The sequence below is a fragment of the Arachidicoccus sp. genome, from assembly GCF_050436765.1.
Classification (GTDB): domain Bacteria; phylum Bacteroidota; class Bacteroidia; order Chitinophagales; family Chitinophagaceae; genus Arachidicoccus.
Genome location: NZ_JBNQGD010000384.1, coordinates 1 through 3,068, shown reverse-complemented (window position 1 = coordinate 3,068; position 3,068 = coordinate 1). Strand labels below are relative to the sequence as shown.

Below are 3,068 nucleotides of genomic sequence, written 5' to 3'. Positions count from 1 at the left end.
AAATTAAAATCGTATGTCTGATAATCAAATAGTTAAGTCCAAATCGTGTCAAACTAAAGAAAATATTTCAGGGGTAAATATTAATTGTAATTTTACAGACTTATTTAGTGTCTTTTTCAAAAGCTAAAATTCAAAAGATGGAAATATTATACATAAAAAATATGGTTTGTAATCGTTGTATAATGGTAGTGCAGAGCGAGATGGAAAAGCTGGGAATAGCTTTTAAAAATATAAAGTTAGGGGAAATAGCTCTTGATGAGAAGCTGCCTGATGAGAAAAAAGATGTTCTAGAAAAGGTGTTGAATTCAGTTGGTTTTGAGCTTATTGATGACCGGAAAAGTCGCATCATTGAGAAAATAAAGAATGTTATTATAAAGTTGGTACGACATCAGAATAATGACACAAAAACTAACTTGTCAGATGTATTAAGTAAGGAACTTCATCACGACTATAATTATTTGTCTAATCTTTTTTCGGAGGTCGAGGGGGCTACTATTGAAAAATATTTTATCGCTCAAAAAATCGAAAGGGTGAAAGAATTATTAGTGTACGATGAACTGTCTTTAAGCGAAATAGCCTTTGAACTTAATTATTCAAGCGTAGCCTATTTAAGTAATCAGTTTAAAAAAGTAACCGGGTTGACGCCTAGCCATTTCAAACAGATCAAGGAAGACAAGAGGAAGCCCATAGACAAAGTGTAAATCTTACAAATCATTTCCAAAATTGCGTAATAGCTGATGCTGATTTTATTGCCAACTTTGTATCGTAAATAAAAAAAACGATATATGGCAGCGACTAATAAACAACAGATATTGCTTCCCTTAGAAGATGTGGAGAGTGAACACTGTGCGTTGATTGTAGATAAAGGGCTTGCCAAAATTAAGGGAATTGAAAGCCATAAGGTTGAATTGAATAATCAAAGGGCGGTTATTACAGTAAAAGAAGATGCCGCAGTGATAGAAGCTGTCAAAACAATTCGGGATTTAGGATACGGAGTCAGAACCGTCAAGCAAACCTTTCCTGTATTGAATATGACCTGCGCTTCCTGTGCCATCAGCGTCGAAAGTATTATTAATTCTGCAGACGGTGTTATAAATGCTTCCATAAACTATGCGACAGCAACGATTTCGGTAGAATATCTACCTAATATGATTAGTCCTTTAGGATTACAAAAGGCTGCGCAATCTATCGGGTATGATCTGTTGCTAACAAATGAGATAGACCAACAAGAAACTCTGGAAATTATCCAAGAAAAGAAATTCGAGACTTTAAAAAGGAAAACCCTTTGGGCGGTTATATTTTCACTGCCGATTGTTGCGATAGCGATGTTCTTTATGAAGATGCGTTATGCTGACGAAGTTATGTGGCTATTTGCCACACCAGTTGTTTTATGGTTGGGAAGAGACTTTTATATCAATGCTTGGAAGCAAGCCAAACATCGCTCTGCCAATATGGACACATTGGTGGCCTTGAGTACAGGTATCGCTTATTTATTTAGCGTATTTAATATCCTTTTTCCAAGTGTTTGGTCCACAAGAGGAGTGCAGGTACACGTTTATTTTGAAGCCGCTTCAGTTATTATCGCGTTTATTCTCTTGGGAAAGCTAATGGAAGAGAAAGCGAAAGGAAACACTTTTTCTGCCATTAAGAAATTGATGGGCTTGTCACCGAAAACAGTAATAGTAATACAGCCTGATAAAACTGAAAAACAGATAGCTATCGAAGAAGTGGCTGTTGGGGATATTATTCTGGTAAAACCAGGCGAAAAAATCGCAGTGGACGGAATAGTAACTTTGGGTAATTCTTATGTGGATGAAAGTATGTTGACCGGGGAACCTCTGCCAGTATTGAAAGGGGTAGGTGAAAAAGTATTTGGGGGTACAATTAATCAAAAAGGGAGTTTTCAATTTAAGGCAGTGAAGGTTGGAAAAGATACTATGCTTGCTCAAATCATCAAAATGGTTCAGGATGCTCAAGGCAGCAAAGCTCCAGTGCAAAAAATGGTAGATAAAATTGCGGGCATATTCGTACAGGTAGTTATTTTCATAGCTATACTCTCTTTTGTGCTATGGCTGATATTGGGTGGAGATAATGGGGTAGTATATGGTCTTTTAGCTGCGATTACCGTATTGGTAATTGCCTGCCCCTGTGCATTGGGGTTAGCTACCCCCACCGCTATTATGGTGGGTGTGGGCAAAGGAGCCGGAAATGGCATATTAATTAAAGACGCCGAAAGTCTAGAGCTTGCCAAAAAAGTAAAGACTATTGTACTTGACAAGACTGGGACGATTACGGAAGGGAAACCGAGGGTTACAAGTGTTAAATGGCTGAATGATGATATGACAGCAAACCGGATTTTGTTAAGTATAGAAAGACAATCTGAGCATCCATTAGCAGAGGCGGTTGTAAAATATTTAAAAGATGTGCCGACTATTTTGTTAGCTTCTTTTGAAAGCATCACGGGTAAAGGTGCAAGAGCCATCTACTGCAATGAAACCTATTTTGTAGGGAGTAAAAAACTTATGACCGAAAACAATATTCTCCTTGCAAAGGAATTGCAACTGCAAGCTGATCAATGGGGCGAACAATCAAGAACAGTGATATGGTTTACTAACAGTAAAGAAGCTTTAGCCGTGGTGGCCATTTCAGATAATATAAAGGAAACATCCGTTGTAGCTATCCAACAGTTACAGGAAATGGGCATCGAGCTTTATATGCTCACGGGTGATAATGAGGCTACTGCCAAAACCATTGCAACGCGAACAGGTATAGCGCATTATCAAGCAGATGTTTTGCCACAACAAAAAGCCGATTTTGTAAAAGGGTTACAAAGTAAAGGGAAAGTGGTCGCAATGGTTGGCGATGGTATCAATGACAGTACGGCACTTGCAACGGCAGATATAAGTATTGCCATGGGGAAGGGGAGTGATATTGCAATGGACGTAGCCAAAATGACCATCATCTCTTCCGACTTGACTAAGATAGCAGAGGCCATAAAGTTATCCAAACAGACGGTTGCTACCATTCGACAAAATTTGTTTTGGGCATTTTTTTACAACCTTATCGGT

General features: G+C 38.3%; 2 protein-coding genes. Both read left to right on the top strand.

Translation table 11 applies throughout. From position 1 onward, the window contains the following. Positions 1-137: 137 nt before the first annotated feature. Positions 138-701: a helix-turn-helix domain-containing protein gene (locus tag ACQR30_RS16145; RefSeq protein ID WP_429736790.1), complete on the top strand. Its 564-nt coding sequence runs from the start codon at positions 138-140 to the stop codon at positions 699-701. An 84-nt stretch (positions 702-785) separates the two neighbouring features. Further along, positions 786-3,068: heavy metal translocating P-type ATPase (locus tag ACQR30_RS16140; protein ID WP_429736789.1), on the top strand; the 2,283-nt coding region annotated here is incomplete at its 3' end.

What these genes read in the sequence shown, in the direction of transcription:
- ACQR30_RS16145 (WP_429736790.1), top strand. Translation starts at nt 138, where the DNA reads ATGGAAATATTATACATAAAAAATATGGTTTGTAATCGTTGTATAATG.